Genomic DNA, 22287 nt, shown 5'->3' with positions numbered 1-22287 from the left:
CGCTAGGCGCTGCGCCAACATCTGCGCTTATGCGGTTTCGGAAGCAACCTCTTGTTTCTTGGCAAAATGCTCTGCAACATAACCTGTAATAAGTGGCGTCAGAATTGCCGTCACAATAACACAGGCAGCAACCTGAGCATTTGCAACTGCAAGAGCTGCTCCGCCATAAACAGCGGGGCTTACCTCGGCCATGGCGGCCGGAGTAAGAGCGTTAGCGCCAGCACAACTAGAGATGCCAACACCTGCAATACCAGTACCGCCTGTTGCACGATCTACAAAGAAGTTAATAAAGCCGCCAACGCATGAACAAATGATACCCAACAAGATGCCAGAAGGACCAGCGTCGATAAGCGCATCAAACTTCATGCCACAACCCATTGAAAAGAAAGTCATAACAATAATGGCAGGAAGGGCACTGGTAAGCATCTTCTTCATGCTGGGGAAGCAATTACCAAGCACAATACCGGTAAGAATTGGTAGAACAGCACCAAGTAAAGACCACCCAAGAGGAGCTTGACCAGCCGCACCAAGGGTAATCATGGTTACTGGAGGACCAACCACTAAGGTAGTAATGGCAACAGCACCCTGCTCGTACTCATTGCCGTAATCAGCCATAAGGCCAGAATACATTGCATTATTGGCACCAGAACAAGCGGCAAGAATAACCATCGCAGACAATCCAAAGAGGTTATCGTTAAACAAGAACAATACCGCAAGCCCTAAGGCAACGCAGAAGATTACCTTAGAGATAATAATAATGGCACCGCGAAGAGCCGCTTTAGGGGCGCTCTTAAATGAAATAGTTGCGCCTACGCAAAGCATAAAAGCACCAACAAGTGCAGCAGTGCCCTTATTGGTCATTGCCAAAGTAAAACTACCCAACGTGGGAAACACGTCGGGAAGAAATGTGTTCATAGCAACGCCAAGCAACAGGGGCACCAAAATGTTTGCACCTGGAATGCGGCCCAAAGCCTTAAAAGGATGATGGATGAAAAGCGGTTCTTTTTCTGCCATAAAGCTCCACCTAGTCCATTACAATGCCGCCGTCGCAATCGCCAATTTCACCATTGACAAAGCTTGCAGCATCAGAAGCAAAGAACAGAATCATTTGGGCAGGCTCAGAAGGCTGAGCGGGACGACCCAGAGGAATAATACTAATAACCTTGTTGTACTTCTCGGGATCATTGGAAAGAGCCGTGGTCATACCAGTGATGGTAAATGAAGGGCAAACCGCGTTACAGGAAATGCCGTATTTGCCACCTTCCTTGGCAATGGCCTTAGTAAAGCCGTTAACTCCAGCCTTGGAGGAAGCATATGCAACGGTACCAAGCAAGCCGCCGCCAATCTTACCGGCAACAGAAGAAACGTTAACGATACGTGCGCCACCACGGTCAATGAAGTGCTGCCACAAAGCGTGTGTCAGGTTGTAGGTACCCGTGAGGTTGGTATTGATGGTCTTTGCCCACTCCTCGTCGTCTACCTCTGCAAAGGGAACGGTGCTTACGCGCCCAGCGCAGTTGATAAGCACGTTAACATCGCCACACTCCTCAAGAATGCGTGCAACCGTTTTCTTAACAGCGTCAGCGTCAGAAATGTCCATAAAGTAGAAGTAGTTGCCCTCGCCAAGATCCTTGACAAACTGCTGGCCCACTTCTTCCTTATCGAATGAGCACACAACAACATGCCCGCCGCCTGCTACAACACCCTTGGAAATCTCTGCACCAATGCCAGAGTTACCACCAGTAACAAGCACAAGCTTGCCTGTAAAATCGAATGTCATGCTCTTCTCCTTTGCAATCGAGCACCAACAAAACTACCTCTCATACTACACTGTCTCAATATGACACGATATGACATTGCATAAATGTTAGTGTAATTTAACTAAAAATGTTACTTTTCTCATATCAATAACGGTAAGAAAAGGGTAACTTTAGGATAAATACTGTTTGTGGATGCAGTACACTACGCATGGTGCTGCACCCCGCAGTACAAGAACACAGCGTTTTTTAGGAGGTACTATGTCTCTCATTGGTAAAGAAATTAGTGATTTTTCTGTCCAGGCATACGTAAACGACGATTTCAAAACTGTTACCAAGGCTGACGTACTTGGTAAGTGGTCTTTGTTCTTCTTCTATCCCGCAGACTTCACCTTTGTTTGCCCCACTGAGCTAGAAGAATTGGCTGAGATTTATGCAGATTTCCAGGCTGAGGGCTGTGAGGTCTACTCCGTGTCCTGTGATACGCACTTTGTCCACAAGGCTTGGCACGAGGAGTCCGAGCGCATTGCTAAGGTCACCTATCCTATGCTGGCTGACCCCGCTCACGTCTTGGCCCAGGACTTTGAGGTTCTTATCGAGAATGACGGTCTGGCAGAGCGCGGTGCCTTTATCGTAGACCCCGAGGGTCGCATCCAGGTATACGAGGTAACCGCTGGTGGTATTGGTCGTAACGCCAAGGAGCTGCTGCGCTTGGTTCAGGCTGCAAAGTTTGTTGCCGAGCACGGTGACCAGGTATGCCCCGCTAAGTGGCAGCCCGGTGGCGAGACCCTTAAGCCCAGCCTTGATTTGGTAGGCATGCTGTAAGCCTTACTAGATCCGTGCGCGCCTAAGGGCACGCACTTACGACGAGCACGCTTGAGGCTGCGTGCAGCCACACGTTTACTTCCCTCATCCGGGAACATTGCTCAAAGCCCGGTGCTGGTGCGCCGGGCTTTTTATCGTCATTGCAAAGGAGACTCCATGACACAATCCTCCGCGGATGCCACTGCTACCGCACCCGCTGCAGTATCTACAGACATCATGTACGACGCCGTTATTGTCGGCGGAGGCGTTGCTGGCCTTACCGCAGCAATCTATCTGGCTCGTGCACGCTACCGCGTCTTGGTTATCGAGAAGGACGAGTTTGGCGGCCAGATTAACATCACAGAAGAGATCGTTAACTACCCCGGCATTGGCCGCACTTCGGGACGCGCGCTCACCAAAACCATGCGTGAGCAGGCACAGGCTTTTGGCGCCGAACTCAAGCTCGCAGAAGCTACCGGTTTTGAGGCAGAGGGTGACATCAAGACTGTCCATACAAGCGCCGGTGATTTTTCTTGCTTTGGTATCCTGCTGGCTCTTGGTTGCAAGCCGCGCGAAATTGGCTTTACGGGTGAATCCCAGTTTAAGGGTCATGGCGTTGCATACTGTGCTACCTGCGACGGAGAGTTCTTCACGGGCAAGGATGTCTTTGTGGTAGGAGGCGGTTTTGCCGCAGCCGAGGAAAGCGTCTTCTTGACCAAGTATGCCAAGCATGTTCACATCCTCATGATTACCGATGACTTTACCTGCGCTCAAGCCTCTACAGAGGCGGCGCGCGCTAACGATAAGATCACCATCCACACCAATACCGAAGTCGTTGAGCTTACTGGTGATTCCATGCCTCGCTCACTTACCTATCGCAACATGAAAACAGGTGAGCTCACCCACTACCAGGCACCCGAAGGTGATGCCTTTGGTGTGTTTGTTCTAGCAGGATACACTCCCGCAACGGGCCTTATTAAGGATATTGTTGAGCTTGATCCTCGCGGCAACATCATTACCAACAAGCAGTGCCAAACCTCTGCACCAGGCATTTATGCTGCGGGCGATGTATGCGTAAAGGATCTGCGTCAGGTAACAACCGCTGTGGGCGAAGCCGCAGGTGCCGCCACCCAAATGGAACACCACTTGGCAGCTATGCAGCACAAGACAGGCATTGTACCCCAGCGTCCTACCCAAAACACCAATCAGTCGCAACAAGCAGCTACCGAGAAACCCGGTGCAGATACAGACTCTGCTACGACTGACGCACATGACACAAGCTCCACGCTTTTCTCGGCAGACATGGTAGCCCAGCTCAATGCGGTATTTGCCCGTATGGAGAAACCCGTAACGCTCAAGCTAGAGCTGGACGACCGACCCATTTCTGCAGAGCTCGACGCCTACTGCTCTGAGCTGGCGTCGCTAAGCGATAAGATTCGCGTAGAGCGCACGACCGTCCAAAGCACAGCAGGTCAGGACGGTGCTGATGGCGCTACCGGCACTACCGGCGATACAAACAACACTGACGCGCCCTGCGTTCACGTGTGCACGGCTGAAGGTGCAGACTCTGGACTTGCCTTCCATGGTGTGCCAGGCGGACACGAGTTTACCCCGTTTGTACTGGGAATCTATAACGTGAGTGGGCCAGGCCAGGCTCTGCCCGAGGCTACACGCGCGGCTATTCAGGAGCTGGCGACCCCCACAAAGATCCAGGTGCTCACCTCGCTCACCTGTACGATGTGCCCCGACACCGTAAGTGCAGCTCAGCGCATTGCATCGCTTAATTCTAACGTCACAGCGCACGTATATGATGCGGGTCACTTCCCCGCGCTCAAAGATCGCTACAACGTTATGAGCGTGCCGTGCATCATCATTAACGATGGCGAGAAGGTTGAATTTGGTCGTAAAAATATTGACGAGATGCTCGATCTGATTAGGTAAGTCGTCTCAGCCGTCCTATCTTAGGGACATTCAATCCGAACTTGTCTCCAACAAATCTAGTGCAGCCAGTACAATGTCTTTTGTACTGGCTGCATTTTTGTTTGTTCACATTTTTTAGCTGTATTTAATAATCCGTTGGCCGATTTTTATTTTTTTTCCTTGAATACCCCCCCCCGTATTTTTTAACGTAGTTAGCAATGGCATTCATCAACTCGTAGGAGGAAAATCATGGCCGATGAGAAGAAAAAGAGTGGCAAGCTTAAGTTTATTGTCATTGTCGTAGTAGCCATAGTTGCTATTGGCGCAATTGTCGGAGGACAAGGTAACAAATCCTCTGATGCTGGAAATACCTCTTCTGAGCAAGCTGCAACTACACAAGCTCAAACAGAGCAGAAGGAAAAATATAGCATTAGCGATGAAACGGTTACATCCGATAGCTACTCATGGAAGATGAGCGGTATTCTTACTAATAACACCGACTCAGAAGCACACTATGTTCAAGTCAGCTATGTCCTCTACGATAAAGACGGAAATCAAATTGGCACAGCTCTTGCCAACACAAATAACCTCAAGGGTGGCGGCACATGGAAGTTTGAAGCAGTTGGATTTGGCATCAAACCTGATGAAGTTGATCACTATGAAATTGGTGATGTAGCCGGCTTTTAGCCCTTGCAAGTTATTTACCAGTTGACCTTAAAATAGCAGCTGCCCCTAAAAGAGAGGCAGCTGCTTGTTGTACATACACGCAAGCTAGAAGCACTAACGGGTTTTCATAGAGTTTCTCGCTAGCTATTTTTACGTATAATCCAGTAGACCACTACATACGTAGCAAATATCAGTCCAAAAATGATCGATATAACTTGCGCAATAAGTTCTTGTCCCATCAGACTAGAAACGATCATGCCAATAGCTAATCCTACTGCGATAATAACAAATGTTTTTGATTGAGCACGCTCCATCAGCATAAGGTTACGTTCATCATGGCTGACAACATCCTGGTTGTTGGCATACGCACTATCTGTTTGACGCCGAAATAACTGATATGCGCTGATGCAACCAACAACAATACAGCCACAGCCTGCGCCAAGCAAGGAGCTATTGTGAACCGCAAAATTGAATACACCTATGAGCACTGCACCCGCCGCAAACAGAAGGACAGTACTCAAAAACTGCCTTTTGATATTCATTAGTTGTCCTCCTCAAAGATGAAGACGTCCTCAATACGCAGGCCAAACACACGCGCAATCTTATGCGCCAACCCAATCGACGGATCGTATTTGCCTTTTTCTAGTGAGATAATCGTCTGCCTCGTCACTTGAACCTTTTGTGCCAATCCCTGTTGAGTAAGTCCATGCTTTTGTCTGAGAGAAACGATCCTATTTTCCATTACGCCTCCCTGTAAACCACTTGCCGAAGAACACTGCAAACAGCGCTCTTGCGTTTGCCCGTTTGTCCGATTACTACTTTTTGTCGCACTGCTCTAGAGCTATATGTAAAGCGTCCTTTACATACTTGTTGAAGATAGTATTACCCTGTCTGACATAAATGTCAAGCAAACTTTACCTGTATTGAGAAGATTTGTCTCTACTGAGGAGTTTTGTCTCTGCTGAGAGGATTTATCACTGTTAAGAAGCTTTGTCTCTATCGAGAAGACCTACGCATACCTGCCGACAATCGCTTTGAGCCAGTCGGCGTATGACGTACGCAATGACGCGGGTTTCTCGACAGTCACCTTTGTGCCCAGCGTAGCAAGCCAGCCGTAAAAGACGGGACTCTCCTTAACTGCTACGGTTACTCGAGCAGCAGCGCCATCATCTATAGGAACGGCCGATACATCCGCCCCAAAACGGTCGATTAGTACATTCATCACGTCTGCATCTACGCGCAGCGTTGCCATCACCCGTTTGCCATCATACATGCTAAATGCACATTTACCCACTTCATCTGGGTCATATGAGCGAATGACATCGTTGCACTGTGTCTCCTGATCGCAGATGGTAATGCAGTCCATGCGATCCACTCGATAATTGCGAATCTGCTCATCCGTATCACTGTACGCAACCAAATAATAATTGCCATCAGAATAGGTGAGGTTGACAGGCGTCACCACATGCGCCGCGCCGTCTTTACGAGCCACACGCTTTTTTGTCGCGTTATACATAAAATAATGGAATGAAACTTCACGCTTACGTGCAATTGCCTCTTGGAGTTTATCGACCACAATAAAATCTGACTGTGTTTGCATTTTGGGACGACCATGCACATGTACCTGCTTGTTAAGCTTGTTTTGCTCATGACTTGACGCCATCTGCTTAATGGATTTTACCAGTGCACGAGAGCTGCCTTCCGATAAAAACCTGCTTGACTGCACCGCATCTATAAGCAGCATAAGCTGACTAATTTCAAAATCACGCTCCGCCAATGCGTAGGAAACAGGCTGTGTGGGAAGCTTGCGAATATCCCAACCAAAGTCCGTAAGTACACTAATATCTGCATAAATACTTTTGCGCTCGGAAGAAATGCCGCACTCCTCCAGGCGCTCAATGATCTGCGGCATGGTCAGTCCATGGTCTGGGTCGGTCTCCGTCTGTAAAATGCGCATAACATGCAGCAATTTAAGCTTCTGATTGTTCTTTGCAGACATTACAACCCCCCAAACGCTTTTAACTGTCCCAATAGTAGCCCAGCTAAATCCAAGTATTGGGGTGTTAAACGCCAGTATTCCGCCAGCGGTACTAGCGAAATGAGCAGTCCAACACGTGGTCATTTATCAGGCCAATACCCTGAATATATGAGTACGCAATAACGGGGCCTACAAATTTAAATCCACGCTTTTTGAGATCCTTGCTTACCGCCTCAGAAAGCTCACTGCTTGCCGGCATATCCTTCTCGGATACCAGCTGATGGTCGATCTGTTGCCCGCTCACAAAACTCCAAATATAGGCATCGAAGCTGCCATATTCCTTTTGCACACGCAAAAATGCTTGAGCGTTTTCCACCATCGCACGAATTTTACGAACGCTGCGAATCATCGCGGGATTATCGAGAAGTTCCTGGATCTTGGCTTCATCATAGAGCGCTACTTGTGTCGGTCGCAGTCCATCGCATGCCTCACGAATTCCGGTCTCTCGCTTAAGAATCAAGTTCCACGACAGGCCTGCTTGCATTCCTTCCAACACAAGCATGGCAAACAGTTCATCATCGTCATGGACGGGCTTACACCAGCGCTCATCATGATAGGCCCGAGAATACTCATCGTAATTGCCCCACCCACAACGATACATCGGCTTATCCATGTCAACCTCATCCACGAGCAACGGCTTCCAACACTTCAATAATGTCTTGCTTGTTCCACATAACCGGAACTGGATAGGTGGGGTTTCCTTCTGCAAGTGCACGCGTGGCTATCAAGTCAAAGTCCTTCTTAGCAAGCTGATCCAAAGACCGCGGAATACCAAGCTGCTTGTTAAGCTGCTCTAACGCCTTAATGAAGGCCTCGGCATTTTGTTTGGCAGACGCATCTGCTTGCGCCACGCCCGCACACTGAGCCAACTTCGCAAGTGAATCATATGCGGCGAGGCCATATTTTTGCAGCACCTGAGGCATAAGTATCGCATTGATATACCCATGCGGCAGTCCATACAACGCGCCAAGTGCATGAGAGATAGCATGGACATACCCCACGTAGTTGTGTGTAATGGCATACCCCGCATCGTACGATGCTTCAAGCAGCTCTGTTCGTGCATGCAAATCCTGCCCATTCTCATATGCTTGCGGTAAATTTGCAAAAATCGCCTGTACTGCTCGGCATGCTGCACGCTTGGTCTTTGGCTGAGCAAATTTGTTGGTATATGCTTCTACCGCATGGGACAGAGCATCAATCCCGGTATACGCCGTGAGCTTTGCAGGCATGCTAAGCGTGAGCTGAGGATCTAAAAGCGCCACATCGGGAACCAAATGCAGGTCATTGACCGGATGTTTAAAATGACTACCTGTGCCCGTGCCTGCGTCTACATGAGAGTCTGTTTGTGCACGTGCATCGGCAGTCGTTTTTGTGCTTGTAATCACCGCACCAGCCGTTACCTCAGATCCCGTTCCCGCTGTTGTAGGAACGGCAATAAAATAGGGCAGGCTCTTTTTTACCTGCATGGATCCAGAAATATCTGCTACGGACTTTCCGGGATTTACCACAAGCGCACCAGCAATCTTTGCACAGTCAATAACCGAACCACCGCCAATAGCTAAAAGTGCCTGGCAGGTATGATGCACATACTGTTGAGCGCAAAGCAGAGCACTTTCGTCCGTTGGATCAGGCGGCACATCGCTAAAGATATGAACAGCTATGTTTTGAGCTGCCAAGCCATCCAGCAGCTCAGTAAGCATGCCGCGCTTAAGCATTCCGGGGGCGGTAACCAACAAAATAGTGTGCACGTCTTTTTGTACCAGCAAATCTATACTTTTAAGTAAAGAGCCGGGGCCAGAAATCTTTTGTTGCGTATCTGGAAGCATGCCCATAAATACACTAAAAAAGAACTGCCGAACACGTGAACCCACCTGTGTTTTCATGAAATTGACGACCTCTCACCTATAGCGTTTCTCGCCTGCACACCTATGTTTCTTTCTGACATGCATATACCCTTATAATGGGACAATTAAAGAAGTGGTTCAATTCAAACACCGCGAGTCATCTTGTCGGAAGCGCGTCATTTTGCCGGGAGTTTGTTTTGATGTCCGCGATTAACTTGTTTGACCGTAAGGTTGTTTGACCGTAAGGTTGTTTGACCGTAAGGAGAGCTTACGCATGATACGCAAAGTTCTAAAGACGCTTGGCATACTTGTTTGCGCCATTGTTCTAGCCGCTCTTGCTTTTATCGGCTGGCTTTCTATCACCGAGTTCAAGCCTGCAGACACAGAGGCTGTTACCGTGGAGGGCAATGCCGGTGATGCTGGCAGCACCATTTCTAAAGACAAGGCATTCAGCATTGTGAGCTGGAATATTGGCTATGGTGGACTTTCCAAAGAGGCGGACTTCTTTATGGACGGCGGGAAAAACGTCACCAGTGTCTCAAAGGATGGCGTTCAATCCAACATTACCCACATCAAAAGCACCCTACAGTCACTAAACCCAGACTTTGTGTTTTTACAGGAAGTGGACGCCAATTCCAACCGCTCCTACGGCATCAACGAGGAGAAGGATCTCCAAACCGCATTCCCCGATGGTTGGACGTATGCATTTGCTCGCAACTTCCAGGTAGGCTTTGTGCCCTACCCCCTACCTCCCATTGGTCATGTAGAGAGTGGCATTCAAACACTAGCAAGCGCCCAACCCCGCGAGGCTGAACGCATTCAGCTTCCCATTCCCTTCAAATGGCCAGTGAGCATGAGCAATCTCAAGCGTTGTTTGCTTGTTGAACGCTTTCCCATACAGGGCAGTACTGCCGAACTCGTTTTGATTAACCTCCATTTAGAGGCCTACGATGAAGGCGAAGGCAAAGCCGCCCAAACTGCTCAGCTTGCAAACCTTATGAAGCAGGAGCGTGCAAAAGGCAATTATGTCATTGCTGGTGGTGACCTCAATCAATCCTTTAGCAATATAGATACCAGTGCGTATCCCGCCCGAGGCAGTAAGCTCTGGCAAGCAGGCATGCTGGATACCAGTCAGTTTAGTGATGGTTTTACTGCTGTTATGGATACCACCACCCCAAGCTGTCGTTCACTTGACCGCCCTTACGACGCTAACGATAAGAACTTCCAGTTTTATATGATCGACGGCTTTATTGTGTCTGATAATGTGCAAATTGATACGGTAAAGACCATTGATACCGGTTTTGAATACACGGATCATAACCCTGTAAAACTGACAGTTAGTTTGAAGTAGGCGCCGGTATGATAGCCACGAACCTGAGATTTTATTTGCTCAACCTTAGTTTGCTACAGCTTGTTTTATGACTTCTGCAGCTCTTTAAGCTCCTGGTAAACAGCAATCAAATTGGTAGCTAAGATCTTGACGGTTTCAGCACTTGCCATTTGATCTTCTGCATGAAGCAAAATAAGTGGAGCAACGGGATCACGATCGCCCGCAGCGTCTGCCTGTAACAGCTTCATATGAACAGAATGACCCCTGTTGTAATTGTCATCACCTTCGCGGATCAATGATTCAGCGCCTTCAAAATCACCCTCTTTTGCCTTGGCAATCGAGCCTACATAGCTAGACTTAGCAGCACCCACATACCCAATGATCTCAAAACAGGTAAGTTGCAAAGCCTCGAGATCTTCTGCTGTCATGGCTACTCCCCCATCAGTTTTAAAGCAAAATCATTAATACCGCTTGCATTCATGCGGCCATAATCAAGCATGGAAATAACCTCTACGGGAATATCTGTGGCCTTCTCAAAATCGCCCTTGGTATAACCAATCTGTGGGCCAAGCAGGATGACATCAGCCTCTAGATGATCCATTGCCTCATTAAGTGGACGAGCCTCAATCAATACATCAAGGTTTCGATCCGTTGCATCCTTTTGCATCTTTTGCACTAGCAGGCTGGTGGACATCCCAGCATTGCAGCACAACAAAATCTTTTTCATAGGTGGCTTCCTTTCTCGCCTGCGGATGCTTTTATCGCTGTTTATATACCGTTCATACAAAAGGTAGAACAAAAAGGAATACAAAGAAAGACGCTGGACGTCTTTAGAGGCAACATCCAGCGCCACAAAGATGAGTTCTTTTATGCCTCATTGGCTTCGGCAAGCTGCTCTTGCTGAACAGTTGCGCGCTCAGAAATCTTCATAAAGGGCAGGTAGATTGCCATGCCAATAATAATCTCGAGCACTTGCCAAACGGCAGCACGCCAGTCGAACCCAGTAGCCAGCAGAGCAGAAAGCACGGGAGGCGTAGTCCAGGGCACCTGAGCAATGCAAGGGCTGATGATGCCTGCACAGGTAAGACCATACGTAATGCCAATAAACAGATCTGGAATGATAACAAACGGGATCATGAGCGCAATGTTGTAAACAATGGGGTACCCGTAAATAACTGGCTCGTTAATATTAAAGATGCCAGGCAAAATAGACATTGCTGCCACAGTCTTACTGGTCTTTGACTTAGAGAAGAAGAACGTATCCAGCAGAAGCATAAAGGTGCAGCCTGAACCACCAATAAGAGCAAAGCTGTTGATGATTTGCATGTTCATATAGTGGTCAGGAGCAATGGTTCCACCAGAAGCAAAGGTAGCCATATTGTCCACAATAAGAATGGTAAGAATGGGCTCTACCGTAACGCCCGAGATAGTGGACTGATGAATACCCACGCAGAACAGCAAGTTTGCAAACGTATAGATAACAATAACCGCCCAAGGTCCGGCGTTCATGATGCTCTTAAGCGGAGTGGAAATCCAAGTAGCAATGATGGTAAGCAGGTCAGTTTCGGCGCACACAGCAAGAAGAGCGGAGAGCAAACCAAAAATGGACAGGGTGATAAGCATGGGAATCAATACGTTAAATGAGTTTGATACCGCAGGAGGTACACCCTCACCAAGATTGACCTTGAGCTTCTCGACACCAGATATTTTGATAAAGATAACTACCGCAAGCAGACCAATGATGATAGCGCCAAATAAACCATTGGTGCCGGTGTTGCTGGTAGAAAGAGCACCGGTTACTTGTCTGTCTCATTTAGCTTTTTTTAATTTCTTTTCAGGCAGTTCTATCACCACTCTTCACGAGCTCCAGGGTGTAAATTCGCCCTTGGTTTCTTGCGTTGGAGCACAAAAGACTTCTTTGTGACGCAATCATATTTGCGCTAGGGCGCATATTAACAACTAATGCTTGCGTCGCACCACAACCAGAGAGCGGTTTTCACGGCGTTTTTGACTACCCACGAAAAATTTTTGACGATAAAATGTCGGCCAGGTTGGCAACCAGATATCGATCAAAATAAAACCCTGACCTGTTTTCGCAGGTCAGGGCTTTGATTTTGGTCGCGGGGGCCGGATTTGAACCAACGACCTTCGGGTTATGAGCCCGACGAGCTACCAGACTGCTCCACCCCGCACTATAAGAGCGCCAAAGCGCAATTGATAATATTATGCGCTCACCCTTCTTTTGTCAATAATAGCTGGCAAAACATGACGAAATTATGAATACCTATAAGGGAACCTCTCTTTGTCCCGCGTCAATGAGAAGCGCTTACTTGATAAATCATTTAGAAATTAGCTACTTAAATAACAGCGCCATTGCGTCTTCGCTTTATTTTGTTAGTTCTAAGCTAGTTATTTGTTTAATTCTGAGTTTATCCAAAGCTCTATGCTGTTAGGGTTAACGAAGTCCGTATCAAGGAATGTCAGACGCTACGCGGAAGACGTAAAACCATCAATAAAAAAAGACTAGCGGCAACTAGTCTTTTTTACGATCTGCGCCGCCCGTACCCTGTTTACAAACAACGGGCTTCGTTAGTACTGTTATACTCATTTTTGAGCAGATTTATTCAGTGCTTGTCTCTTTACATTTTCTTCGATGAACTTATAGCAAGACTCTCAAGCATAAAGAGGCCGTCGAAAAACATCCAACGACCTCTTTATAGAGTCCATAGAGCTACTTTTGCTAATCGTTTACCCATACACGAGTGGCACCAGTTATCTGTACTCTTTATTTATAGACCTCAATCCTACCAAGAGATAGCTTGTATGCTATTGCATTTTGATTTTGCTTAAGAGAATTTCTGCAAATGCCAGTTCGTCTATCTGCCCTGTTGCAGCACCTTCTATACATTCATACAGTTCGTCATCATTAATACATAAGGTACACTTACCATTTGAATAATATGCAATCATAGCAGGCGGCACCATGGATGCAGTGCGCTTGTTGCCATCAGCAAAGGCATGATCTTTTGCTAAGCGGACGCAAAAAGATGCTATTTGATTAATCGCTGTTGCATATCGTTTATCAAAGCAGGGCACACAAAAGACGCTATAAGCTGCTGAGCTAACAGCGTCTTCTTCATTTTCTCGATGTGCGTTATAGGTTAAAAAGTCTGTGCTTGCCAATACTTCATCATGTAGTTGCAATACTGATTCAACGACTGCATCAAGCTCTTCTTGATCAAAAACAAGTCGTTTGGTAAAGATATCCATATTAGCTCGTAGCAAGACGCTCAAGCACGTTAGCGTAACGCTTGACCGAGCGACTCATTGCTGCACTTAGCGAGTGAGCAATATCAGGCATGTCAACACCATCGGAAGAGGCAAGGATATCGCTATCAGTTATAGCTTTACTATGGCCATAGACTTTAATCCAAGCACCACCATCACGATGAGAAAACTTCATAATATCAATAGCCGTTAAAGACCCGTATGCGCTCCAAATGCGTTGTATGTACTTAAACGCATCTTTTGGTGGCATATATGTTGGTGTATCTATTTTCTGAGAACGATAACGAGAGAAAGCACTATACACCTCAGGAATAACAGCGCCATACTGCCATGCTTCTATTTCATCATCAAAAAGGGTGACGCCATCGCGCAGGGCAGTAGCGTAGGCAAAATACACAAGCTTATTCAGTTTCATATTTGTAATAAAGCCATCGTCTGCATGCGAAACGATAAAGGCGTTTGCAATGTCTAATGCTTTCATAAAGTCACCTCTCAATCATTTATCTTTTAATTAATCATACTAGTGTACCCTTTAGCACCAACATATTTTTGGTATTAAAATGCAAAATGTATATCAAAAAAGAGGTCGTCGAAAAACATCCAACGACCTCTTTACAGCGTTTTGTTTTGCCTCTTCAGAGATGCTGTTTGTCGTTGTTTTGCAAGCGCGCGATCAAACCCTACGACAGACTCTCCAGCAGCGCACGCATCTCGTGTTGAACACCATGCTCCACGTTTGTCTCGATAACCTTATCGGCAATCTGTTTGATGGCATAACGCGCATTGCCCATCGCGCGAGAATGGCCAACAAAGCTCAGGATCTCGTAGTCGTTCATGGCGTCGCCAAATGCCATGACGTCCTCACGTGCAATACCGTGAGCACGCATGACCTGCGCAATTCCGGTTGCCTTAGTCACGCCAAGCTGATTGGCATCAATCCACTTTTTGCCAGAAGGCGTAAAAGCAAACTTGTCTCCCAGCTCGCGAGAAAGCGCATACTGCATGTCCATCAAGTACTCGGCGGTATCACAGTAGATGGATGCCTTGAGAATGTTGACGTTAGGACTCAGTTCATCATAAATGCGGTGGGCATCGGGAAGGTCCTTGTCTATCTCTCGCTCATACACCTCGTAGTCGTCATACAAAAAGGTGTGGGCCCTGTCGGACAAAGCCACATGCAAGCAATCAAAACGACGCACAACCTCAATCAGGCGCAAGAGCGATGCATGACTCATAACCTCACGATCCACGACCTCGCCGTTCACAAAAACTTGCGCTCCATTGGAGGCGACAAAGTCCATGTACTCACGCACGGGTGCAAAAAACTTGCACAGCGTGTCGTACCGACGGCCAGAAGACGCCGCAAAATGCACGCCCTTCTCGCGCAGAGCCATAATCAGGTCAAACGTCTCCGGCGGAACCTCGCTATGCTCATTAAGCAGGGTGCCATCCATGTCAGAGGCAATAAGTTTAATCATGTGCACACCTTTCAACCAACTATGGCTATCTATAAACCAACTATAACCATCTGCAGCCAACTACGAGCGCATAAATTCGGGAAGCATTCCCGTTTTTGCAGCATCTGCAATCTGGTGACAAGCCCGTGCAACTGCATACTCTGAGCTGCTTGCTATATGATACCTGGCAGCCGCTGCAACCTCTGGCACCGCATTGGCAACAGCAACGGAATTTGGCAGCGCACGCATGATGGAAAGATCATTGATACCGTCACCAAAAACCACAATTTCATCCTTGGTGATATGCAGCGCATCCATCAAAATAGGCACGCCGTCAGCTTTAGACCATCCCTTAGGAGCAACGTCAAGCCAGTCCGTATAGGTGTAGAGAAAATCAAGCGTAGGTGCCACTTGCGCCAACCTTTTTTGCATATCCTGCGGGTCTATGCGCTCAGAATCAAACACCACACCTACATTTAAAGTCTGTACCTCAGGGATGGTATCGGTCAAAATGTAGCCACTGGGAAACGCTCCCGGGCTATCGAGTTTGCTCGTGTCTTTGACATGCAAACCAACAATCCACGGTCGCGGATCGTCAGCTGTTATCACAAGCCCCGCGTCATCAATATCAGACAGACAGCGGGCAATGATCTGCAAATCCTCTGCCGAGAAAAACTTTTGGAATACCGGCTTATTATCCAGCCAAACTTCCAAAGCGTTGCAGGCAATCGCCGTGGTTAAGATGCTAGGATCGGGCTTAAAAAATGCCGATAAATCCTGATAACCACGCCCCGTTGCTGGCGCAAAATGAATTCCTTCATCAAGAAGCCTGTGGATTGCGCAAACCGTATCCTGAGATATCTGCGCATCGCCAAAGGGCAGCAGGGTATTGTCCATATCAGTTAATACAAGCTTTATCATGAAGAACTCATTCCACGCGATCCAAGCAATCTAGCAATCTAAGCAATCTAAAAAAGAATGGCGCCGCTTTGCCAGCGGCGCCACACAGGCAACTTATTGTTGAGCCACCGCAAACTTTGTAACCAAATGTTCCAGCACGTCAACAGTAATCTCCAAGCTGGGTACAGGCACAAACTCACGCACGGAGTGGGCGTTGTATCCGCCCGTTGCAATGTTGGGACAAGGCAGGCCGCGGAACGTAAGCTGGCTGCCATCGGTGCCACCACGAACCGCCACACAATGAGCATCTGTAATGCCCGCCTCACGATTAGCCTCTAGTGCATTGTCTACCAAAAATTCCAGACCCTCAAAGCACTCAGCCATGTTGCGGTACTCAGGCTTGATAGAAATCTCTACCGTACCCTCACCGTGGCGCTTGTTGAGAAAATCGGCAATCTCAAACAGCAACTGCTGGCGAGCCTCAAACTTAGCAGAGTCAAAGTCGCGCACAATATACTGCAGCTTAACCACATTAGCGTCACCGGAAATCTCGGTGGGCATAAAGAATCCCTCGTATCCCTCAGTGTGCTCGGGGCGCTCATGAGCTGGCAACAAGGCATCAAACTCACGCGCTACCGTAATGGCATTAACCATAATGTCCTTGGCAGAACCCGGATGTACCATCACACCGGTAAAGGTAATGTTGGCCTCGCAGGCCGAGAAGGTCTCGTAGTTGACCTCACCCAAGGTTTCGCCATCTACGGTATAGCACCATGCTGCACCAAAGCTGTCCAGATCCAGCAACTCCGCACCGTGACCAATTTCCTCATCTGGTACAAACGCAATCTTGAGCGTAGGGTGCGCAATCTCCGGATGCTCCTTCAGGCGTGCGATAAGAGACATAATCTCTGCAACGCCGGCCTTATCATCAGCGGAAAGCAGCGTCGTACCGTCAGAGCACACGATGTCCATACCTACGAATTTATCGAGGTCAGGCACCTGCTCTGGCGTAGACTGCACGGGCTCACCGTTAACAATGCCGCTTACCAAAGGTCCGCCCTCGTAATGAACAATATGAGGAGCAACGCCCTTACCAGGTGCATCGGGCGCGCTGTCCATGTGCGCACACAAGCCAAGTGCCGGCAGACCTTGAGCGTCAGCAGAAGCAGGAACCGTAGCCGTAACATAGGCATGTTCATCTACCGCTACATCCTCACAGCCCAGCTCCAGCAAATCTGCTTCCAGCATGCGAGCCATATCAAACTGCGTTGCTGTGGAAGGCACCTGCGTGTCATTGTTGGGATCAGACGTCGTATAAACCTGTACATAACGCATAAAACGAGCAACTACATCAGAAACTCCTTCTGGAATGGGCGTACCTGTGTAATTTTGGGGGGTCGTACTATCCGTCATACCTACTCCTTTGTTTGCAAACGCATTTGCAAGCCAATACCAATATCCGCATCCCAGTTTAGAGGAATGCGGACAAGATATCCCTTAGATTTTGCATCCCTTACGGCAACGGCAGCAAATCAATCCTTACTGTGCGACCGCTGGCGAGCACGTTGAGCCGCAGCCTTCTTAGCGGCTTTAAGCCGCGCCAACTGCTCGGGACTGAGCATCATCCCCATGCCTTCCGTCGCAGCAAAGTCTGCATCTCCTGCAGCGTCATCACTCACAGCGCTTACGTCACAGTACGAACCGCCATGCGTGCCACAGCCCGTGCCACACGCATCGCCATCTCCAACGGTCAGCGTATCCGGTAGCTCAAACCCGCCGCGTTTCTCGTCCACATAGGGAGCCACCACGTGACGCGTTGGATCGACAGGATTTTCCAGCTTAAACCCGCCCTGAGGATTGTTACGATAATTCTCTTTTGCAACAGAGATCATGAGCTTAATGCGGTTAAGCTGGTTTACCTCGGATGCACCTGGATCGTAATCCACGGCCACAATATTAGACTCGGGATGCATCTGGCGCAAGCGCTTGATAACCGCCTTACCAACCACGTGATTGGGCAAGCAAGCAAACGGCTGGGCACACACAATATTGGGCGTACCGCTGTCGATAAGATCTACCATCTCGGCTGTGAGCAACCATCCCTCACCCATGGTGTTGCACAACGATAAAATCTGGCTGGCCTTCTCCGCCAACTCATAGATGGACCCGTAGGACTCAAAGCGCGTGCTCTTTTCCAGCATGTCGTTGATGGGCTGGCGAAGCCCCTGCACCACGTTGATGCCAGCCGCATTGGCCATTCTGCTTGAAAGTTTGGTTCCCAGCTCATCCTTCATGTTGATCTGATTGGACAGACCCAACAAGAAAAAGTCCATGAGGTTGGGCACATTGGCTTCACAGCCTTCGGCCTCAATAACCTTAACCAGCTCGTTATTGGCTGTGGGGTGGAACTTAACAAGAATCTCACCCACCACACCCACACGAGGCTTGGAGCGGTCATTGGTAAGAGGCAGGGCCTCAAACGCGTCAACCACGTCCTGACACAGCGCATAAAAGGCACGCCGGCTAATCGTAGGTATTTCTTTACGCGCGCGCTCCATGAACTTCTCGTACAGCGCATCCGCCGATCCTGCAACCGTCTCATAGGGACGCGTGCGGTACAAAAGCTGCATGATAAGGTCACCAAAGAGCAGCGTAAAGCCAGCACGCAAAATCAAACCAGGCTTCATGATGCTAAAGCCAGCGTTATTCTCGTCCAGACTCTTTGCTACAGAAAGCGAGATAACCGGCACCTGATCATGTCCGGCGTCATGCAGAGCCTTACGGATAAGGGCAATGTAGTTGGTTGCGCGGCAGCCACCACCCGTTTGAGAAATAAGAACAGCTGTCTTATTAAGGTCATACGTACCAGACTCAATGGCCTCCATAATCTGACCTATTACCAAAATGGAGGGATAGCAAATGTCATTGTTTACATAGCGCAGGCCAGCCTCAATAGCGCCATGATCTACAGAAGGCAGCAGAACAACGTTGTACTTATACTGGCGCAGCAGCTCGGCGAGAATATCAAAGTGGATGGGCGCCATTTGGGGAACCAAAATGGTATAACCCTCATCAAACATTTGCTTCGTAAATTCTTGCTTCTGCCACGCTGCGCTTGCTGCCGGGCGCTGCGTTGGTACGGGCTGGCCCTCACCCACGCTACGCTCAAGCTCTGCACGCTGTTCGCTCAAGGCCGCCATCAAAGAGCGGATACGAATACGTGCGGCACCCAAGTTGGATACCTCGTCAATTTTAAGCACGGTATAGATCTTGCCCGACGCTTCCAAGATCTCCTGCACCTGATCGGTAGTCAGAGCGTCCAAACCGCAGCCAAAGCTGTTAAGCTGGATCAAATCCAGGTCATTTCTGCTGGCCACAAAACGTGCTGCCCTGTACAAGCGGCTGTGATACATCCACTGGTCAACCACACGAATGGGACGCTCAGGCTGCATCTTGTGCGCAATGGAGTCTTCGGTTAAAACGGCAAACCCAAAGGAAGCGATAAGCTCTGGGATAGCGTGGTTAATCTCGCCATCGTTATGATAGGGACGACCAGCCAAAACAATACCATGGCCATCATGGGCTTCGAGCCACGCCAGTGCCTTATCACCCTTTTGGTGCATGGTTTCCTTAAAGTCAAGATCTGCCTGCCAAGCAGCATTAACCGCTTTATCAATCTCTGCACGCGTAATATGCTTGCCACGAAAGACACCCTTGCCCTGCTTTGCATCTTGCTCGCGCTGGACAGACACCAGCTCATACAGGCGACGTTTGAGCTCCTTTTTGTTGTCATACGGAATAAACGGAGCCATAAACTGCACGTCAGGAGCGGAAAGCTCATCCATATTAAGGCTTAGCGCTTGAGGATAGCTCATAACAATGGGGCAGTTATAGTGGTTGCCCGCACTCGTATCCTCAATACGCTCCCAGCGAATACAGGGCATCCAAATAAAGTCCGGCTTCTTTTTGAGCAAGTTCATCACATGACCGTGCGAAAGCTTGGCGGGATAGCATACGCTTTCCGAAGGCATGGATTCTATACCGGACTCATATAGCTTTTTAGAAGAGGGGTCGGACAACACCACGCTAAAGCCCAGCTCCGTAAAGAACGTATGCCAAAACGGGTAATTCTCATACATGTTAAGCGCGCGAGGGATACCTACACTGCCGCGCGGCGCACTATCCTTATCCAGCGATGGTCGATCAAACAGCAGCTTGTTTTTATACGCAAACAGGTTGGGGGCGTCGGATTTCTTTTTCTTATTGCCCGCTCCACGCTCACAGCGGTTACCCGTAATAAACCTATGCCCATTGCCAAAATTAGAAATGGTAAGCAAGCAGTTATTGGAGCACAGACCGCAATGGGCATTGGAGTGTTTGACCTTAAGCGTTGCAATGGACTCACGATCCAACAAAGTGGAGGTTCCGTCTTCTCCGGCACGATCGCGGGCGAGAAGCGCGGCGCCGTAGGCACCCATACAACCGGCAATGTCAGGTCGGATAACATCCCTGCCGGTGAGCAGCTCAAAAGCACGCAGGGTAGCATCGGACATAAAGGTGCCGCCCTGTACCACTACGTAGTCACCAATCTCGGAAAAGTCGCGCAGTTTAATGACCTTAAACAGCGCGTTTTTGATGACCGAATACGACAAGCCCGAGGCAATATCGCCAACACTTGCACCCTCTTTTTGTGCCTGCTTTACACGAGAATTCATAAATACGGTGCAACGACTACCCAAATCCACTGGGCCCGTTGCCTTAACGGCATGGGCTGCAAACTCGCGCACATCCATGCCCATCGAGACCGCAAAGCTTTCTATGAATGAACCACAGCCCGCAGAACAGGCCTCATTGAGCATAATATGCTCAATCACACCGTCCTTGACCTGCAAGCACTTCATATCCTGGCCACCAATGTCCAGAATAAAGTCCACCTTGGGGATAAATGCTTTGGCACCACGGAGGTGAGCTACGGTCTCAATCTCTCCTGAATCTGCACGTAAAGCCTCAATGAGCAGGGCTTCTCCGTAGCCCGTGGTGGTGACATGACCAATAGCGCAGCCCGCGGGCAGCTTGCTATAAAAGTCATCCATAATCTTTTGGGCAGTGCCTAAAATATCACCACCATTATTGCCGTACCAGGTGTACAGAAGCTGGCCATCTTCTCCCACCGCAGCGGCTTTCATCGTGGTAGAACCAGCATCAATACCCAAAAAGACACGTCCTGCATAAGCAGACAAATCGCCTTTAGCTACCACTTGCTTATCATGGCGCTCACGAAACTTCTGGTACTCCTCATCCGTAGTAAATAAGGGCTCTAGGCGCGCAACCTCGCTGCCCTGTACGTCCCCCAAATTGTCGAGAAGGTCTATGAGCTCGCCTAAACTTATCGTTTGCTCAGATTCACCCGCCAGTGCGGCACCCGTTGCCACAAACAAATGAGCATTGTCGGGAACAATGCGATGCTCCTCATCCAACTTGAGCGTCTCGTAAAAACGATTACGCAGCTCAGACAGGTAATTGAGAGGACCTCCCAAAAAGGCCACATAGCCACGAATGGGATGTCCACAAGCCAAACCAGACACCGTCTGATTGGCTACCGACTGAAAAATAGATGCAGCAATATCGGCGGGAGCCGCGCCTTCATTCAACAGTGGCTGCACATCCGATTTTGCAAAAACGCCGCAGCGGCTTGCAATGGGATAGATATGCGTAGCATCTTTGGCCAGCTCATTGAGACCAGATGCGTCCGTCTTGAGCAAGGTTGCCATCTGGTCAATAAATGCACCCGTACCGCCCGCGCAAGTACCGTTCATGCGCTGCTCAATGCCGTTATCAAAATAGATAATCTTAGCGTCCTCACCGCCCAGCTCAATGGCGCAGTCGGTTTGAGGAATCAGAGTTTCTACCGCGCGCTTAGAGGCGATAACTTCCTGAACAAATTCAAGTTCCAACCACTTTGCCAGCAGCAAACCACCGGAACCAGTAATTGATGCACGCATACGTGCGCCAAGCATATAGGTTTGTGCTTTTTCAAACAGCTCACGTGCCGTTGCGCGTACATCGGTGTGGTGACGCTGATAGTTTGCGTACACCAGCTGGCCATTCTCGTCAATAATAGCCAGCTTTACTGTGGTAGAACCAACATCAATGCCCAAACGCAAACAAGCATGAGAAAAATCGGTAGGATGTGCAGGGTGAAGCTCTGCGCCCTGTGCCACCAAGTCCAGTGGACGCGCTGCTCGTGCCTGCTCACGATTAGAGAGTTCATGGTTTGTCATAG

21 protein-coding genes and 1 tRNA gene are annotated in these 22287 nt (G+C 48.8%); 5 read left to right on the top strand and 17 right to left on the bottom strand.

Features of this window, described 5'->3' with window-relative positions; genetic code table 11:
* Nucleotides 1-27 precede the first annotated feature (27 nt).
* Both HMPREF1091_RS02510 and HMPREF1091_RS02505 read right to left on the bottom strand, forming a co-directional pair.
* On the bottom strand, nt 28-1014 hold the full coding sequence (locus HMPREF1091_RS02510; protein WP_002563260.1) for a 2-keto-3-deoxygluconate permease: 987 nt from the start codon (nt 1012-1014) through the stop codon (nt 28-30).
* Nucleotides 1015-1024: 10 nt separating this feature from the next.
* The gene (locus HMPREF1091_RS02505; RefSeq protein WP_002563259.1) at nt 1025-1780 is read right to left on the bottom strand and encodes an SDR family NAD(P)-dependent oxidoreductase; all 756 of its coding nucleotides are present in this window, start codon (nt 1778-1780) and stop codon (nt 1025-1027) included.
* Between the two features lie 238 nt (nt 1781-2018).
* On the opposite strand from HMPREF1091_RS02505, the gene ahpC reads away from it, so the two are divergent.
* The 3 genes from ahpC (at nt 2019) to HMPREF1091_RS02490 (ending at nt 5168) form a co-directional block, all read left to right on the top strand.
* Entirely contained in the window at nt 2019-2582 is a 564-nt protein-coding gene (ahpC, locus tag HMPREF1091_RS02500) for an alkyl hydroperoxide reductase subunit C (protein WP_002563258.1), read from the top strand.
* A gap of 156 nt (nt 2583-2738) precedes the next feature.
* The gene (locus HMPREF1091_RS02495; protein WP_002563257.1) at nt 2739-4502 is read left to right on the top strand and encodes an FAD-dependent oxidoreductase; all 1764 of its coding nucleotides are present in this window, start codon (nt 2739-2741) and stop codon (nt 4500-4502) included.
* Nucleotides 4503-4730: 228 nt separating this feature from the next.
* Nucleotides 4731-5168: an FxLYD domain-containing protein gene (locus HMPREF1091_RS02490; protein ID WP_002563256.1), complete on the top strand. Its 438-nt coding sequence runs from the start codon at nt 4731-4733 to the stop codon at nt 5166-5168.
* Nucleotides 5169-5287: 119 nt separating this feature from the next.
* Here HMPREF1091_RS02490 and HMPREF1091_RS02485 read toward each other — a convergent pair whose 3' ends face one another.
* The 5 genes from HMPREF1091_RS02485 to HMPREF1091_RS02465 all read right to left on the bottom strand — a co-directional run bounded on the left by HMPREF1091_RS02485 (nt 5288) and on the right by HMPREF1091_RS02465 (nt 9068).
* The gene (locus HMPREF1091_RS02485) at nt 5288-5689 is read right to left on the bottom strand and encodes a DUF2178 domain-containing protein (protein ID WP_002563255.1); all 402 of its coding nucleotides are present in this window, start codon (nt 5687-5689) and stop codon (nt 5288-5290) included.
* Nucleotides 5689-5889: a helix-turn-helix transcriptional regulator gene (locus tag HMPREF1091_RS02480; protein ID WP_002563254.1), complete on the bottom strand. Its 201-nt coding sequence runs from the start codon at nt 5887-5889 to the stop codon at nt 5689-5691. The genes HMPREF1091_RS02485 and HMPREF1091_RS02480 overlap by 1 nt, the downstream gene beginning before the upstream one ends.
* A gap of 267 nt (nt 5890-6156) precedes the next feature.
* Nucleotides 6157-7146 carry a helix-turn-helix transcriptional regulator gene (locus HMPREF1091_RS02475; RefSeq protein ID WP_002563253.1) on the bottom strand — a complete coding sequence of 330 codons (990 nt, stop codon included), beginning with the start codon at nt 7144-7146 and terminating at the stop codon, nt 6157-6159.
* Nucleotides 7147-7237: 91 nt separating this feature from the next.
* Nucleotides 7238-7798 (bottom strand): DNA-3-methyladenine glycosylase I, encoded by a 561-nt coding sequence (locus tag HMPREF1091_RS02470; RefSeq protein WP_002563252.1) that lies wholly within the window; start codon nt 7796-7798, stop codon nt 7238-7240.
* Between the two features lie 7 nt (nt 7799-7805).
* Complete coding sequence (locus tag HMPREF1091_RS02465; RefSeq protein WP_002563251.1) at nt 7806-9068, bottom strand: iron-containing alcohol dehydrogenase; 1263 nt, start codon at nt 9066-9068, stop codon at nt 7806-7808.
* Between the two features lie 235 nt (nt 9069-9303).
* Here HMPREF1091_RS02465 and HMPREF1091_RS02460 point away from each other — a divergent pair, with 235 nt between their 5' ends.
* Nucleotides 9304-10380: an endonuclease/exonuclease/phosphatase family protein gene (locus tag HMPREF1091_RS02460; RefSeq protein WP_002563250.1), complete on the top strand. Its 1077-nt coding sequence runs from the start codon at nt 9304-9306 to the stop codon at nt 10378-10380.
* Nucleotides 10381-10445: 65 nt separating this feature from the next.
* Here HMPREF1091_RS02460 and HMPREF1091_RS02455 read toward each other — a convergent pair whose 3' ends face one another.
* From HMPREF1091_RS02455 to HMPREF1091_RS02445, 3 genes are all read right to left on the bottom strand, one after another.
* A complete protein-coding gene (locus HMPREF1091_RS02455; RefSeq protein WP_002563249.1) occupies nt 10446-10787 on the bottom strand; it encodes a PTS lactose/cellobiose transporter subunit IIA in 342 nt (113 codons plus the stop codon).
* A 2-nt stretch (nt 10788-10789) separates the two neighbouring features.
* Nucleotides 10790-11086: a PTS sugar transporter subunit IIB gene (locus HMPREF1091_RS02450; RefSeq protein WP_002563248.1), complete on the bottom strand. Its 297-nt coding sequence runs from the start codon at nt 11084-11086 to the stop codon at nt 10790-10792.
* 140 nt (nt 11087-11226) lie between these two features.
* Complete coding sequence (locus HMPREF1091_RS02445) at nt 11227-12099, bottom strand: PTS sugar transporter subunit IIC (protein ID WP_231289377.1); 873 nt, start codon at nt 12097-12099, stop codon at nt 11227-11229.
* Between HMPREF1091_RS02445 and HMPREF1091_RS08455 the strand changes: the two genes are divergently transcribed.
* The gene (locus HMPREF1091_RS08455; protein WP_231289315.1) at nt 11981-12283 is read left to right on the top strand and encodes a hypothetical protein; all 303 of its coding nucleotides are present in this window, start codon (nt 11981-11983) and stop codon (nt 12281-12283) included. The two genes, HMPREF1091_RS02445 and HMPREF1091_RS08455, sit on opposite strands and share 119 nt — an antisense overlap.
* 191 nt (nt 12284-12474) lie before the next feature.
* Here the strand turns inward: HMPREF1091_RS08455 and HMPREF1091_RS02435 are convergent.
* The 7 genes from HMPREF1091_RS02435 to HMPREF1091_RS02405 form a co-directional block, all read right to left on the bottom strand.
* Nucleotides 12475-12551: transfer RNA gene (locus tag HMPREF1091_RS02435), tRNA-Met, on the bottom strand.
* A gap of 634 nt (nt 12552-13185) precedes the next feature.
* Nucleotides 13186-13629, bottom strand: coding sequence for a Fic family protein (locus HMPREF1091_RS02430; RefSeq protein ID WP_002563246.1), 444 nt, complete (start codon nt 13627-13629; stop codon nt 13186-13188).
* A gap of 1 nt (nt 13630) precedes the next feature.
* Entirely contained in the window at nt 13631-14128 is a 498-nt protein-coding gene (locus HMPREF1091_RS02425; RefSeq protein WP_002563245.1) for a Panacea domain-containing protein, read from the bottom strand.
* A 199-nt stretch (nt 14129-14327) separates the two neighbouring features.
* Nucleotides 14328-15125 carry an HAD family hydrolase gene (locus HMPREF1091_RS02420; protein WP_002563244.1) on the bottom strand — a complete coding sequence of 266 codons (798 nt, stop codon included), beginning with the start codon at nt 15123-15125 and terminating at the stop codon, nt 14328-14330.
* A 60-nt stretch (nt 15126-15185) separates the two neighbouring features.
* The gene (locus HMPREF1091_RS02415; RefSeq protein ID WP_002563243.1) at nt 15186-16025 is read right to left on the bottom strand and encodes an HAD family hydrolase; all 840 of its coding nucleotides are present in this window, start codon (nt 16023-16025) and stop codon (nt 15186-15188) included.
* Between the two features lie 93 nt (nt 16026-16118).
* Complete coding sequence (gene pepT, locus HMPREF1091_RS02410; RefSeq protein ID WP_002563242.1) at nt 16119-17417, bottom strand: peptidase T; 1299 nt, start codon at nt 17415-17417, stop codon at nt 16119-16121.
* Nucleotides 17418-17536: 119 nt separating this feature from the next.
* On the bottom strand, nt 17537-22285 hold the full coding sequence (locus tag HMPREF1091_RS02405; protein ID WP_002563241.1) for a 2-hydroxyacyl-CoA dehydratase: 4749 nt from the start codon (nt 22283-22285) through the stop codon (nt 17537-17539).
* Nucleotides 22286-22287: the final 2 nt, after the last annotated feature.

Source organism: Atopobium minutum 10063974 (genome assembly GCF_000364325.1).
Taxonomy (GTDB): Bacteria; Actinomycetota; Coriobacteriia; order Coriobacteriales; family Atopobiaceae; genus Atopobium; species Atopobium minutum.
The sequence above is the reverse complement of the archived record's forward strand: the minus strand, read 5'-3'. Positions and strand labels throughout refer to the sequence as shown.